This window comes from Microbulbifer marinus (genome assembly GCF_900107725.1).
GTDB classification, from domain to species: domain Bacteria; phylum Pseudomonadota; class Gammaproteobacteria; order Pseudomonadales; family Cellvibrionaceae; genus Microbulbifer; species Microbulbifer marinus.
In genome coordinates this window covers 482,020-494,371 of record NZ_FNQO01000002.1, presented here as the reverse complement: position 1 = coordinate 494,371, position 12,352 = coordinate 482,020, and the positions used below count along the sequence as shown (strand labels likewise).

General features: G+C 63.6%; 14 protein-coding genes. 8 read left to right on the top strand and 6 right to left on the bottom strand.

The features are described 5' to 3' along the window. Window positions 1–18 precede the first annotated feature (18 nt). The gene (gene coaBC / locus BLW36_RS10085; protein WP_091387853.1) at window positions 19–1,230 is read right to left on the bottom strand and encodes a bifunctional phosphopantothenoylcysteine decarboxylase/phosphopantothenate--cysteine ligase CoaBC; all 1,212 of its coding nucleotides are present in this window, start codon (window positions 1,228–1,230) and stop codon (window positions 19–21) included. Window positions 1,231–1,345: 115 nt separating this feature from the next. Here coaBC and radC point away from each other — a divergent pair, with 115 nt between their 5' ends. The 5 genes from radC (at window position 1,346) to BLW36_RS10060 (ending at window position 5,563) form a co-directional block, all read left to right on the top strand. Beyond that, window positions 1,346–2,020 (top strand): RadC family protein, encoded by a 675-nt coding sequence (gene radC, locus BLW36_RS10080; RefSeq protein WP_091387851.1) that lies wholly within the window; start codon window positions 1,346–1,348, stop codon window positions 2,018–2,020. Window positions 2,021–2,244: 224 nt separating this feature from the next. Further along, window positions 2,245–2,481 carry a 50S ribosomal protein L28 gene (gene rpmB / locus BLW36_RS10075; protein ID WP_067083837.1) on the top strand — a complete coding sequence of 79 codons (237 nt, stop codon included), beginning with the start codon at window positions 2,245–2,247 and terminating at the stop codon, window positions 2,479–2,481. A gap of 36 nt (window positions 2,482–2,517) precedes the next feature. Further along, the gene (rpmG, locus tag BLW36_RS10070; protein ID WP_020413983.1) at window positions 2,518–2,673 is read left to right on the top strand and encodes a 50S ribosomal protein L33; all 156 of its coding nucleotides are present in this window, start codon (window positions 2,518–2,520) and stop codon (window positions 2,671–2,673) included. 107 nt (window positions 2,674–2,780) lie between these two features. After that, complete coding sequence (gene mutM, locus BLW36_RS10065) at window positions 2,781–3,596, top strand: bifunctional DNA-formamidopyrimidine glycosylase/DNA-(apurinic or apyrimidinic site) lyase (RefSeq protein WP_091387849.1); 816 nt, start codon at window positions 2,781–2,783, stop codon at window positions 3,594–3,596. 188 nt (window positions 3,597–3,784) lie between these two features. Beyond that, on the top strand, window positions 3,785–5,563 hold the full coding sequence (locus BLW36_RS10060; RefSeq protein WP_170833182.1) for an amidohydrolase: 1,779 nt from the start codon (window positions 3,785–3,787) through the stop codon (window positions 5,561–5,563). A gap of 14 nt (window positions 5,564–5,577) precedes the next feature. Here BLW36_RS10060 and sugE read toward each other — a convergent pair whose 3' ends face one another. The 5 genes from sugE to rsmD form a co-directional block, all read right to left on the bottom strand. Then, complete coding sequence (sugE, locus tag BLW36_RS10055; RefSeq protein WP_091387844.1) at window positions 5,578–5,904, bottom strand: quaternary ammonium compound efflux SMR transporter SugE; 327 nt, start codon at window positions 5,902–5,904, stop codon at window positions 5,578–5,580. Window positions 5,905–5,912: 8 nt separating this feature from the next. After that, entirely contained in the window at window positions 5,913–6,314 is a 402-nt protein-coding gene (locus tag BLW36_RS10050; protein WP_091387842.1) for a DoxX family membrane protein, read from the bottom strand. A gap of 25 nt (window positions 6,315–6,339) precedes the next feature. After that, window positions 6,340–8,058: a gamma-glutamyltransferase gene (gene ggt / locus BLW36_RS10045; protein ID WP_091387839.1), complete on the bottom strand. Its 1,719-nt coding sequence runs from the start codon at window positions 8,056–8,058 to the stop codon at window positions 6,340–6,342. 63 nt (window positions 8,059–8,121) lie between these two features. Beyond that, entirely contained in the window at window positions 8,122–8,598 is a 477-nt protein-coding gene (gene coaD / locus BLW36_RS10040) for a pantetheine-phosphate adenylyltransferase (protein WP_091387836.1), read from the bottom strand. A 73-nt stretch (window positions 8,599–8,671) separates the two neighbouring features. Further along, a complete protein-coding gene (gene rsmD / locus BLW36_RS10035) occupies window positions 8,672–9,244 on the bottom strand; it encodes a 16S rRNA (guanine(966)-N(2))-methyltransferase RsmD (protein WP_091387834.1) in 573 nt (190 codons plus the stop codon). Between the two features lie 113 nt (window positions 9,245–9,357). On the opposite strand from rsmD, the gene ftsY reads away from it, so the two are divergent. The 3 genes from ftsY to ftsX all read left to right on the top strand — a co-directional run bounded on the left by ftsY (window position 9,358) and on the right by ftsX (window position 12,306). After that, window positions 9,358–10,548, top strand: coding sequence for a signal recognition particle-docking protein FtsY (gene ftsY, locus BLW36_RS10030; protein WP_091387831.1), 1,191 nt, complete (start codon window positions 9,358–9,360; stop codon window positions 10,546–10,548). Between the two features lie 62 nt (window positions 10,549–10,610). Beyond that, window positions 10,611–11,297, top strand: coding sequence for a cell division ATP-binding protein FtsE (gene ftsE, locus BLW36_RS10025; protein WP_091387829.1), 687 nt, complete (start codon window positions 10,611–10,613; stop codon window positions 11,295–11,297). A 70-nt stretch (window positions 11,298–11,367) separates the two neighbouring features. Then, window positions 11,368–12,306 (top strand): permease-like cell division protein FtsX, encoded by a 939-nt coding sequence (ftsX, locus tag BLW36_RS10020; RefSeq protein ID WP_244506213.1) that lies wholly within the window; start codon window positions 11,368–11,370, stop codon window positions 12,304–12,306. Window positions 12,307–12,352 lie beyond the last annotated feature (46 nt).

Sequence of the window (12,352 nt, the reverse complement as noted above, 5' to 3'; positions counted from 1 at the left end):
TCCCAATAGCGAGTATTGTTATTGTTTAAGCGCCTTGGCGGCGATGATCTCTATCAATTGTTGTGCGAGTTCGGTCTTCAGTGCCGACGGCAGCGCCTCGCTGCCCGCGGCATCTATCACGGTGACGGCATTGCGGTCGCTGTTGAAACCACTGTCGGCGGCGCTGACATCGTTGGCGATGATCATATCGAGCTTCTTGCGCGCCAGCTTGCCCTGCGCATGCTTGAGGACTTTTTCGGTCTCGGCAGCAAAGCCAACGGTGAACGGGCGCCGCTCTTTACGTGCGGCGATACCGGCGACTATGTCGGGATTCTTCACCAGCGCCAGCGTCTCTTCACTGTTGTCGTCCCGTTTCTTGATCTTCTGTTGCGCGACCTCCGCCGGGCGGAAGTCCGCGACCGCGGCGGCGCCGATAAAAATGTCGCACAGGTCTGCCGCGCGCTCGGCGGCGTCGCGCATCTCCAGCGCGCCGGTCACATCTATCCGCTTCACACCCGCGGGCGTGGCGAGATTTACCGGCCCGGCAATTAGCGTCACCTCGGCACCGGCACGCTGCGCGGCGGCGGCGAGGGCGAAGCCCATCTTGCCGGAACTGTGGTTGCTCAGGTAGCGAACCGGGTCCAGCGCCTCGCGGGTCGGGCCGGCGGTGATGGCGACCTTCTTGCCGGCGAGGGACTGGCGTGGGCGGAACAGATTTTCCACTTCTGTTGCCAGTGCGTCTGGTTCCAGCATGCGTCCCGGACCGACGTCACCGCAGGCCTGGGGGCCTCCGGCCGGCCCCCACAGCAGCGCCCCTCGATCCCGCAGCGTCCGCACATTGGCCGCGGTGGCGGCGTGGCGCCACATGGCCTGGTTCATCGCCGGGGCCAGCGCCAGCCTGGCCTCACTGGCCAGGCACAGGGTGCTGAGCAGGTCGTCCGCCATGCCGCAGGCCAGCTTGGCCAGCACCTGGGCGCTGGCGGGGGCGATCAGGATCAGCTCGGCCCATTTGGCCAGCTCGATGTGGCCCATGGCGGCCTCTGCCGCCGGGTCCAGCAGGTCGGTGTGGACCGGATTGCCGGACAGCGCCTGATAGGTCAGCGGCTGCACGAACTCGCGCGCGCCGGCGGTCATGACCACGCGCACCTCGGCGCCGCGCTCCTTGAGACGGCGCACCAGATCGGCACTTTTGTAGGCGGCGATACCGCCGCTGATGCCCAGCAGAATGCGTTTGTCGGCCAGGGAAGACATAGGCGCTGTTTCCGAAATTGGGAGAGCGGGTAAGATTAGCATTTCTGCGCCTGTTCATATAAGGCAAACAAACGGATTCACAGAAGTAGCGGCAACCGACTTCAGGGAGGAAGCGATGCGGATTACGGACTGGCCGGCGGCCGAGCGGCCCCGGGAGAAACTGCTGGAGCGCGGCGCCGGGGCGCTCTCAGATGCGGAGCTGCTGGCGATCTTCCTGCGGGTGGGGCTGCCGGGGGTATCAGCGGTGGACCTGGCGCGCCAGCTGCTGGCGGACTTCGGCGGCCTGCGCCCGCTGCTGGAGGCGGGCCGCAAGGAATTCTGCCGCGCCAAGGGGCTGGGTGACGCCAAGTATGTGCAGCTGCAGGCGGTGCTGGAGATGACGCGCCGCCACCTGGCGGAGACCCTGCAGTCGAGCGACGCCCTGTGCAGCCCCGATGCCGTGCGCGACTACCTTGCCGTACAGCTGCGTCACCGCAAGCGGGAAGTCTTCTGCTGCCTCTATCTGGATAGCCAGCACCGGGTGATCGCCTTCGAAGAGCTGTTTGAGGGGACCCTGAACGCCGCCGGGGTCTATCCCCGCGAGGTGGTGCAGGCGGCGCTGCAGAAGGGGGCGGCGGCCGTGATACTGGCCCACAACCACCCCTCCGGCGTCAGCGAGCCGAGCCAGGCGGACATCTGGATCACCGAGCGGTTGGTGCAGGCACTGCAATTCGTGGATATCAAGGTGCTCGACCATATGATCGTGGGCGATGGCGCGGCACTGTCTTTTGCGGAGCGGGGGCTGCTGTAGCGGTCGCCCTGGCGACCCGGGGTTTCGTCGCTATTTCTGCTGTACAAAACTTGCTCCCCATGGGCGCTTCTGGTATAAAACGCCGCTCTTTGCGGCCGGGCCAGATTCTGAACAGTTTCCGCCGCCGCCCAGGAACCGGATTAGAATCCCGAATAGATGTCCCCGCACCCCCTCTGGAACAGCCCAGAGTCAGGCGGGCACGAGAGTTTTGAAGAGGCCAACAGATGTCCAAGGTATGTCAGGTAACCGGTAAGCGCCCGGTCACCGGTAATAATGTATCCCACGCCAAGAACCGCACCAAGCGTCGCTTTGTGCCCAACCTGCACAGCCACCGCTTCTGGGTTGAGTCCGAGAAGCGCTTCGTGAAGCTGCGGGTCTCTGCCAAGGGTATGCGCGTTATCGATAAGAAAGGTATCGATACCGTACTGAGCGAGCTGCGCGCCCGCGGCGAAAAAGTGTAACTGGCGGCATAACGCTGAGAGATCGGAGACAGAACAATGCGTGAGAAAATTCGTCTGAATTCCAGTGCTGGTACTGGTCACTTCTACACCACTACCAAAAACAAGCGCAACATGCCGGAAAAAATGGAGATCAAAAAATACGATCCCGTTGTTCGCAAGCATGTAATGTACAAAGAAGGCAAGATCAAGTAATTGCCCGCTCTGTGCATTAAAAAGCCCGGTTTTTACCGGGCTTTTTTGTGCGCAGGATTTGCGAGTCGTTACTGTATAGCGCAAGCGATGAGGCGCTGGCGATAAGAATGCCCGAATTACCCGAAGTAGAGACTACCCGCCGCGGCCTGGCGCCACACCTGGAAGGCCATGTCGTGCGCTCGGCGCGGGTGCGCCAGCGCCGGCTGCGCTGGCCGGTGGATTTGGATTTTGAAAAACATGTCGCCGGTGCCAGGATCCTGCGCCTGGAGCGGCGCGCCAAGTACCTGCTGGTGCACACCGATCGTGGCTGTGCCATCTGGCACCTGGGGATGTCCGGCAGCCTGCGCCTGGTCGAGGCGGACGTGCCGGTGCAGAAGCACGACCATATCGACTGGGTGCTGGATAGTGGTTTGATCCTGCGCTATCACGATCCGCGCCGGTTCGGCGCCCTGCTGTGGACGACTGAAGATCCCGTCGCTCACGACCTGCTCAGCCATCTCGGCCCGGAGCCGCTGTCGGATGAGTTTGATGGCGACTACCTGTTTACGGCATCTCGCCGACGCCGGCAGTCGGTGAAAACCTTCGTTATGGACGGACGCATCGTCGTCGGTGTCGGCAATATCTACGCCAGCGAGTCGTTGTTTCTCGCCGGCATACGCCCCGACCGAGAGGCCGGCTCCATCTCCCGCGCACGCTACCGGCGCCTCGCCGAGGCGATCAAGACCGTGCTGGAGCGTTCCATTGCCCAGGGTGGTACTACCCTGCGGGACTTTGTCGGTGGCGACGGCAAGCCCGGCTACTTCGCCCAGCGACTGAACGTCTATGGCCGTGCCGGCGAGCCCTGCCGCACCTGTGGGCGTCCGGTACGCGATCTGGTACTGGGCCAGCGCAGTACCTTTTTCTGCAGCCGCTGCCAGCGCTGATCGACGGGCGCTCGAGTCCTCCCCACAATCCCGCCGACTACAAAGGGCCGCCCAGTTGAGCACTGGCAGTCCATCCCGGTCGAGGCCCTGCCCTCTCCTATACTTGGCCAGTTGCCGCGCCTATCGGTAGGCGCAGGACTTTGCGCGTGACGGTACTTGTGAGGGATTGGGAAATGGGAATGCGCCCGATGAGATGGATCTGGGCCCTGAGTGTTCTGCTGATACTGCTGGCGGGATGCGGCCGTGACGAGCCACCACCCACGCCCAAGAAGGAAAAAGAGCCACCGGCGGCTGACGAAAAGTCACAACTGCCGGCGCAGCTGGTACTGAAAAACGGTTACATCTACACCGTCGACCAGGACAAGCGCATTGCCCAGGCGATGGCCGTGCACGAAGGCCGCATCGTCTACGTGGGTGGTGACAGCGGCGCCGACGCCTATGTCGGTCCCGACACCCGGGTGGAGGATCTGGCGGGCCGGCTGGTACTGCCCGGCTTTGTCGACGCGCATATGCATGTACGCGGCCTCGGCAATATGGTCGATCTGTATGGTGGCAGGAGCATCCGCGATTATCAGGATGCGGTGGCGGAATTTATCCGCGCCAATCCGGATCGCCAGGTGATCGTCGGCAAAGGTTGGGACAATACGGTATTTGCCGAGCAGCCGCCGCACAAGGATCAGCTGGACCAGGTCAACGACCTTATCCCCATCGTCCTGTTTTCCAGCGATCACCACAGCATCTGGACCAATTCCGAGGCTCTGGCCGCAGCCGGAATCAACAGCGACACGCCCGAACCCGAGGGTGGCGTCATCGAGACGGATGAAAACGGAATCGCCATCGGCGTGCTGCGAGAGCAGAGCGCCATGGCCCTGGTGGAAAAAATCATCCCGCCTAAAACCGAGGAAGATTACCGTGCGGAGATCCGCGAAGTGCTGGAACAGGTCACGCGCTGGGGCATTACCACGCTGCACGACGCGCGGATAAAGCCGGACATCGAGGCTCCGAAACTGGCTGCCTACCAGAAAATGGCTGCGCTGAATGACCTGACGGCACGCGTGCGTGCATCCTTTGAAATAGGAGCTGAAACGACGCCGCCGCAGATTGAGGAACTAAAGACCATTTCGCTGAAATACCAGGATGACGATTTCCGCATTTACTCGGTAAAAATGTTTGCCGACGGTGTCGTCGAGGGACAGACGGCATTTCTGAAGGAACCGTACCTGCATCGCCCGGATTACCGCGGCAAGCCGCTGTTCAGCCAGGAGAAGATCAACCAGTTGGCCAAGGCGGCCAATGCCCGGGGAATGCAGGTGCAGGTACACGCGATTGGCGACGCCGCGACAAAGATGGCCCTGGATGCCTTCGCGCACTCCCGCGATATCAATGGCCCCGCCGACCAGCGCAATGGCATTGCCCACCTGCAAGTCGTCGATACCGGGGATCTGGATCTTTTCGAACAGACGAAGACCATCGCCATAGTGCAGCCGTTCTGGTTTGTAAAAGAGCGCTACTACCGGGATCTGGAACTGCCTTACCTGGGGCCGGAACGGGCCGGGCGCGAGTTTCCGATGAAAAGCTTGTTCGAGCGCGGCATCACCGTGGCCTCGAGCAGTGATTTTCCGGTGGAAAAACCCAACAGCCCGCTGGTGGGTATTCAGATCGGTATTACCCGCCGCGCGCTGGACGCGCCGGCGGATGATCCAGAGCGTGTGCTGGGTGCCGATCAGCGCGTCACGCTGGAGCAGATGGTGGAGTCATTTACCATCAACGGGGCCTTCGCCAATCGCCTGGAAAACGACACCGGCAGCCTCGAAGTCGGCAAGTGGGCAGATTTTATCGTGTTGGACAAGAACCTGTTCCAGATACCGGTGGAGGAAATTCACCGGGCGAAAGTGCTGCGCACCTATTACAAGGGCAAGCCGGTCTACGATGCCGATACAGAGATGGGTGCCGAGGCAGGCAGGTAACTGATCTCCGAAATTCAGGCGGGTGAGGTCAGCTTCAGGCCGATAATGCCGGCGATGATCAGGCCGATGCAGAACAGCCGCGGCAGTGCCGTGGATTCGGCAAACAGCACTATACCCAGAATCGCCGTGCCGACGGCGCCGATACCGGTCCAGACCGCGTAGCCGGTACCAACCGGGATGACCTTCAGTGCCTGGGCGAGAAAGTAGAAACTGGCGATCATCGCCAGCACCGTGAGCGTGCTGGCCAGTGGCCGGGTGAATCCCTGGGTGTACTTGAGGCCGACCGCCCAGGCGATTTCCAGCAGGCCGGCGATAAACAGAAGAAACCAGGGACTTGTCATGGTGTATTTCAGCGCCTCTCGAGTGCCAGCCGGTCATCGCTGCGGAAGGCCCACAACACCAGGCAGCCGGCGAAGATAATCAGCGAGGGATAGAAGAGCACATTGCTGCCCTCGAGTACCCAGCCCCAGGGGTCGAGTACGGATTGCCAGACGCCGAGCAGGGTGGCGCCGTTGATCAGCGTCTGCAGTGGATAGGTGAAGCGGCGCCACAGACCCAGTATCACCGCCACACCCAGCGCGGTCTGCAAGGCGCCGAAGATTTTCCACAGTGTCGGCGCGGTGATCAGGCCGAGATAAAAGCGCTCGGACACGGCCACCGCATGGGCGACGTTCACCAGCTTGTCTACTCCCCAGATCACCAGCAACAGGCCCAGACTGATTCGCAATAACAGCAGGGAATAGGCGCGCATGGTTTTTCTCCTTGTGAGGGCTGGACTATCGGCCGACGGCACTGCCCTCGCGGCGCGGATCGGCGCCGCCGTGCAATTTGCCGTCGATCAGTGCGATGGCGTGAATGCCGCTGTTCAGATCGCGTTGCACCACCTTATGTCCGAGTGCCTCCAGTTTTCTTACCGTTTCCTCACTGAAATATCCGGATTCCAGCTCCACGCGACTGCCGATCGCGCCGATATTGCCGGCGGCGATGGCCTCGGCAATCGGCACGTCCAGCGCCAGGTGATAGAGAATGGTGCGCGCCGTGTAGTTGATGATCCGCGAGCCGCCCGGTGAGCCGACCAGCAGACGCATACTGCCGTCGCGGTTGAAAACGATCGTCGGCGACATGGATGAGCGCGGGCGCTTGCCCGGCTGGATACGGTTGGCCACCAGCGCGCCGTCGGCGTTTTTCGGCGTGAAAGAGAAATCGGTCAGCTGGTTGTTGAGCAGGAATCCCTTCACCAGCAGGCGCGAGCCGAAACCGGTTTCGATACTGGTGGTCATGCTGACGCCGTTGCCATAGCGGTCCACGATCACCAGGTGGCTGGTATTGGGTAGTTCCGGTGACTGGGCCATCAGCCGCTTCTGCGCAAAGGCCACCGGATCGCCGGGTACCGCCTCGGTCGCCTGGCTGGGGTCGATAAGCTCGGCGCGTTCAGTGAGGTAGCCGGACGCCACCAGCGTCTCGCTGGGTACGCTGACGAAGTCGGCGTCGGCGGAATAGGTGTTGCGGTCGGCAAACGCCAGCTCCGACGCCTCGACAAACAAGTGCGTGAGCGCGTCGCTGCCGACCTCGAGATCGCGTACCGGGAACTGCTGCAGCATGCCGAGGATCGCCCCCACACTGGTGCCGCCGGACGACGGCGCGTCAGCGCCGCAGACGCGGTAGTCGAGGAACGAGGAGCACACTGGCTCGCGCACCTTGGCCTGATAGCCGGCCATGTCTTTCATCGTCAGCAGGCCCGGGTTGACCGGATCCTCGGCCACCGCCCGCACTATGGCCTCGGCGATGGCGCCGCGGTAAAAGGCATCGGCTCCGCCCTCGGCGATGGCGCGCAGGGTCTGCGCGTATTCCGGGTTCTTCAGCCGGTGGCCTACCGGCAGCGGCTCGCCGCTGTCATCGAAGAAGTAACCGCTGATCGCCGGGCGCGCGGCCACCTGCGGCAAGTCCCGCAACAGTTTGTGCAATCGTGGTGACACGGCGAAACCGGACTCTGCGAGATCGATGGCCGGCTGCAACAGGTCTGCCCAGCGCAGCTTGCCGTCGCGTTTGTGCGCCAGCTCCAGCATGCGCACCACGCCGGGTACGCCCACCGAATAGCCGCCGATGACCGCCTGCAGGAAGGGGCGCGGTCCACCGTCGGTCATGAAATAGTCTTCGTCGACGCCCGCCGGCGCCGTCTCGCGGCCATCGTAGTATTGGAGTTTCTTCTGCGCGGCGTCGTAGCTCAGCATAAAGGCACCGCCGCCGATGCCGGAGGACTGCGGCTCTACCAGTCCCAGTACCATCTGCGCGGCGATGGCCGCATCCACGGCGGTGCCGCCGCGGGCGAGTATCTGCGCGGCGGCACGGCTCGCATGGGGGTTGGCGGTGACCGCCATATAGGTATCGGCGCTGGCGGACTTGATCTCGCTGCGACCGGTGCCAATTTCCGGTTGCAGCTCATCCGCGACTGCTGGATTCAGGAGTAATGCGAAGGCGAGCAGAAAGTAGCGCACGAAACACCTCGTGGACTGTGGGTAAATCCGCCCGAGTCTAACAGAGATTACCGTCAGGGCCTGTTAGCGGAATTTCTTCTCGAGCGCCTGCTGTACCGCCGGCGGCACGAACTTGGTCACGTCGCCGCCGAGCGAGGCGATCTCGCGCACCAGCGAGGAGGAGATGTAGGACAGGTGCTCCGCCGGCGTCAGGAACAGGCTCTCCATGTTCGGCGCCAGCTGGCGATTCATGTTGGCGAGCTGGAATTCGTACTCGAAATCGGATACCGCGCGCAGGCCGCGCAGTACGCCGTAGGCGTCCACCTGGCGCACCAGATCGGCCAGCAGGATATCGAAGCCGATAACTTCCACGTTGGGCAGATGCCCCAGTACCTGCTGCGCCAGTTCCACCCGCTCGTCGAGGGTAAACAGCGGGTTCTTGCGTGAGCTGGCGGCCACCGCAACGATCACGTGGTCGAACAGGCGGCAGGCCCGCTCCACCAGGTCCATATGACCATTGGTAATGGGGTCGAAAGTTCCGGGGTAGACGACTTTTTTCATGGGCCTCGGTTCTATACCAGGTTTTGTTGCGGGCCGAATGGGACGCGCATGGTAAACAATTTGCCGCGCAGGCTCAAAATCCCGGGCGATCGGCGTCCGCCGCCGCACTGCCGGCGCGCAGCAGCCGCATGCTTACCTGTCCCGCCCTTTTTTCCTTTTCGATCTGCCAGCCTGCCGGCAGGGTCAGCGCCGTGTCCCGGGGAGTCTCTACATAGACCAGTGCCTCTTCACCCAGGTGCCCGGCCAGCGCGGCCAGCGTCTGTTGCCACAAGTCGCCGGCGAACGGCGGATCCACGAACACGATATCGTAGCGGGACTGGCATCCGGCGAGGAAATCCGCCGCGCTGCAGTTGTGCACGCGGCCGTTTTCCGCCTGGAGCAGGTCGAGCTGTGTCTTCAGCGTCTGTGCCGCATTGCGGTTCAGCTCGACGAAATCCACCGCTTCTGCACCGCGCGACAGCGCCTCCAGGCCCAGAGCGCCGGAACCGGCGAACAGGTCCAGGCAGCGCGCCTCCGGCAGATGGAACTGCAGCCAGTTGAACAGCGTCTCGCGCAGCCGGTCGCCGGTAGGCCGCAACCCCTCCACCGGTGCGAAACTCAGTTTGCGCCCGCGCCAGCGGCCGCCGATGATGCGCAGCTGCGACATGGGTTGCGGGGCGGACTTGTGCGCGGGGCGTCTGGCCAAGGTAACTCTCTACTGGGGGCTTGAGCGGTGCTAAGATTAGCGCCTTTCTGCAAGCGGTACACCCGGACACGCCAATGATCTTTGACTTCCTGCGCAAAAAGAAGCCCAAGCCCGATGAGACCGAGCTCCAGCAGGAGCAGGCCGAGGCCCCGGCGGCGCCCGAGGAAGCGCCTTCAGTAACCGAAGAAGAGGCGCCTGCTGTTGAAGAACAGCCGCTAGCCGCGGAGCAGCCGGCGGAAGCCGAGCCGGCCGCGGTGCCCGAGCCGGAGGCCGACAGCGCCCCGGTGCCGGCCGCGCAGGAGCCGGCTCCCGTCGAGCAACAGAAACCGGTCAAGAAAGAGGGCTTCTTTGCCCGTATCCGCCGCGGCCTCAGTCGCACCAGCAACCAGTTCGCCGAGGGCATGGGTAACCTGTTCCTGGGCGCGAAGGAAATCGACGAAGAGTTGCTGGAGGACCTGGAGACCCAGCTGCTGATGGCAGACGTGGGGGTCGAGGCCACCAGTGAGATCGTCGAGCGCCTGACCGACCGCGTCTCGCGCCGCGAGCTGGCGGACGGCGATGCGCTGTACCAGGCGCTGCAGGACGAGCTGGCAGACCTGCTCGACAGCGTCGAGGCACCGCTGGCTGTCGATACCGGCAAGCAGCCGTTCGTCATTCTGGTGGTCGGCGTCAACGGGGTCGGCAAGACCACGACCATCGGCAAGCTGGCACACCGCTTTATGAACGAGGGTAAATCGGTGATGTTGGCCGCCGGCGACACCTTCCGCGCCGCCGCGGTCGAGCAGCTGCAGGTCTGGGGAGAACGTAACGATGTGCCGGTGGTGGCCCAGCATACCGGTGCCGACAGCGCCTCGGTCATTTTCGATGCGGTACAGTCGGCCCAGGCCAAGGGCGTCGATGTGGTGATCGCCGATACCGCCGGCCGGCTGCACACCAAGTCGAACCTGATGGAGGAACTCTCCAAGGTGCGCCGGGTGATGGGCAAGCTGGATCCCAGTGCACCCCACGAGGTGCTGCTGGTGCTGGACGCCGGCACCGGCCAGAATGCCATCAGCCAGGCGGGCCAGTTTCGCGATGCTGCCGGTGTAACCGGCCTGGTGCTGACCAAGCTGGACGGCACCGCCAAGGGTGGTGTGATCTTTGCCCTGGCGCGGCGCTTCGGTATTCCGGTACGCTTTATTGGCGTCGGCGAACAGGCGGAAGACCTGCAGCCATTCAAGGCGCGCGAATTTGTCGCTGCGTTATTTGGCCGCGAGCCGAACTGACTCTCGAGGAGCGGCCGCCGGCCGCTCCCGCATACAAGAACAAGAAAAACTGTCCGCAAGCCATGATCACCTTTGACAACGTCAACAAGCGCTACGAATCCGGCCAGGACGCCCTGGTGCGCGTCAGCTTGGAAATAGAGCGCGCGGAAATGGTGTTCCTGACCGGACATTCCGGCGCCGGCAAGAGCACGCTGCTGAAGCTGCTGACCGCCATCGAGCGCCCCACCCGCGGCAGCATCCTGGTGGCCGGGCAGAACCTGAACCGGCTGCGCAACGGCCAGATCCCCTACTACCGCCGCAACCTCGGCATCGTGTTCCAGAACCACCAGCTGCTGTTCGACCGCAGCGTCTTCGACAATGTCGCCCTGCCGCTGGCTGTGGCGGGCTGCAACAAGCGCGAGGTCGGCCGCCGGGTGCGCGCAGCGCTGGACAAGGTCGGCCTGCTGCACAAGGAAAAGCAGAACCCGATCGTGCTGTCCGGCGGCGAGCAGCAGCGGGTCGGTATCGCCCGCGCGGTGGTGAACAAGCCGGCCATTCTGGTGGCGGACGAGCCCACTGGTAATCTGGACCCGCAGCTGTCGGCGGAAATCATGCAGCTGTTTGCCGACTTCAATGCCGTGGGCGTCACCGTGCTGGTGGCGAGCCACGACCTGGAGCTGATCGCGCGCATGAAGCGCCGCGTGCTCACCCTGCAGGCGGGCCAATTGATCTACGACGGAATCCCGAGCCGTGAAGCCGCATACACCTAGTCTGAACAAGAATTCGCGCCGCTCGCCATCGGAAGCCAGGTCGCCTGAGCCCAGGAGAACCGCCGGTGCAGTGACCGCACATACCGGTGTCGGCGACCGCTGGCACAGCTGGCTCAGCCACCACCGGGAGATGGCCGCCGAGTCCCTGCGGCGTTTCTTCGCCACGCCGCTGGCCAGTGCCATGACCGCGCTGGTGATTGCCATCGCCCTGGCGCTGCCGGCCTCCCTGCAGCTCGGCCTGGTAAATTTCCAGCGCGCCGTCGCGGGCTGGGACGGCCAGCCGCAGATCTCGGTATTCCTGCACAAGGAGGCCCGCGACAGCGCGGTGCAGTCCTTTGCCGACAAGCTGCGCGCGGATCCGGCGATTGCCGAGGTCACCTATATCTCGCCCGAAGACGCGCTGGCCGAGTTCCAGCAGGCCTCGGGTCTCGGCGACGCGCTCGCGGGGCTCGGCGCCAATCCGCTGCCCGCGGTACTGCTGCTGCGGCCGCGGGATGTATCCGGCGAGCAACTGGAGTCTCTGGCGCAGAGGCTGCGCGACAGTGCCATGACCGATTCGGTGGTGCTGGATATGGCCTGGGTGCAGCGCCTGGCGCAGCTGACCGAGCTCGGCAAGCGCCTGTCCGCCGGTCTCGCGCTGCTGCTGGCACTGGGGGTGCTGCTGGTGGTGGTCAACACCATCCGCCTGCATATCGAGAATCGCCGCGAAGAGATACTGGTGGTCAAGCTGGTGGGCGCCACTGACGCCTTCGTGCGCCGGCCCTTCCTGTACAGCGGTATTTGCTACGGCTTCTTCGGCGGCCTGCTGGCCTGGCTGCTGGTTGCGACCGGTGTCGCGCTGCTGGCGGGTCCGGTGGCCGGCCTGTCGTCGTCTTATGGCAGTGCCTACAGCCTGAGCGGTCCCGGCATCACCTATCTGCTGGGGCTGACGGCCGGCGCCGCGCTGCTCGGGCTGATCGGCGCCTGGCTGGCCGTGGCGCGCCATATCAAGGCGATAGAACCAAAATGACCAATTGGTCGGATAAAGAATTGTAAACTCGGCGCCGGGTGCGGAA

Coding starts and splice junctions, on each gene's coding strand:
- coaBC (WP_091387853.1), bottom strand. CDS start 1,230: ATGTCTTCCCTGGCCGACAAACGCATTCTGCTGGGCATCAGCGGCGGT.
- radC (WP_091387851.1), top strand. CDS start 1,346: ATGCGGATTACGGACTGGCCGGCGGCCGAGCGGCCCCGGGAGAAACTG.
- rpmB (WP_067083837.1), top strand. CDS start 2,245: ATGTCCAAGGTATGTCAGGTAACCGGTAAGCGCCCGGTCACCGGTAAT.
- rpmG (WP_020413983.1), top strand. CDS start 2,518: ATGCGTGAGAAAATTCGTCTGAATTCCAGTGCTGGTACTGGTCACTTC.
- mutM (WP_091387849.1), top strand. CDS start 2,781: ATGCCCGAATTACCCGAAGTAGAGACTACCCGCCGCGGCCTGGCGCCA.
- BLW36_RS10060 (WP_170833182.1), top strand. CDS start 3,785: ATGAGATGGATCTGGGCCCTGAGTGTTCTGCTGATACTGCTGGCGGGA.
- sugE (WP_091387844.1), bottom strand. CDS start 5,904: ATGACAAGTCCCTGGTTTCTTCTGTTTATCGCCGGCCTGCTGGAAATC.
- BLW36_RS10050 (WP_091387842.1), bottom strand. CDS start 6,314: ATGCGCGCCTATTCCCTGCTGTTATTGCGAATCAGTCTGGGCCTGTTG.
- coaD (WP_091387836.1), bottom strand. CDS start 8,598: ATGAAAAAAGTCGTCTACCCCGGAACTTTCGACCCCATTACCAATGGT.
- rsmD (WP_091387834.1), bottom strand. CDS start 9,244: ATGTCGCAGCTGCGCATCATCGGCGGCCGCTGGCGCGGGCGCAAACTG.
- ftsY (WP_091387831.1), top strand. CDS start 9,358: ATGATCTTTGACTTCCTGCGCAAAAAGAAGCCCAAGCCCGATGAGACC.
- ftsE (WP_091387829.1), top strand. CDS start 10,611: ATGATCACCTTTGACAACGTCAACAAGCGCTACGAATCCGGCCAGGAC.